1 protein-coding gene is annotated in these 341 nt (G+C 48.1%); it reads right to left on the reverse strand.

Annotated features, from left to right (window positions below):
- On the reverse strand, nucleotides 1-341 hold a 341-nt coding region (locus HY58_RS19705; protein ID WP_172644688.1), incomplete at both ends, for a hypothetical protein.

Below are 341 nucleotides of genomic sequence, written 5' to 3' on the forward strand. Positions count from 1 at the left end.
GGGTGGTTTGCCGTACCTCGTTCAGCGGCTTGCCCGCCAGGGCAGCAGGGTCCGTTTGCGGACTGAGCGCTTCCCAGCTGCGGACAAAATTGATGGGGGTGGTCTGCGCCTGGGCAGTAGTTGTTAGCACCAGTGCCACCCAAAAGGGAAGCGTATTTTTTAACCGGTCAAAGGCTCGCATCGTAAAAGCAGTATAGGTTGGTTGGGATAAGGTTACCTGATAAATAATTTTAGGTTGTCCATCATCGTTATTCAAATGTAATCGTACAAGTGGAACCAAAAAATACCCTAAACTGGTAATACGATCCAACGAAGAAATAAGATGGCTGAACTTTGGTGAA

The sequence above is a fragment of the Flavihumibacter sp. ZG627 genome, from assembly GCF_000814325.1.
Lineage (GTDB): Bacteria > Bacteroidota > Bacteroidia > Chitinophagales > Chitinophagaceae > Flavihumibacter.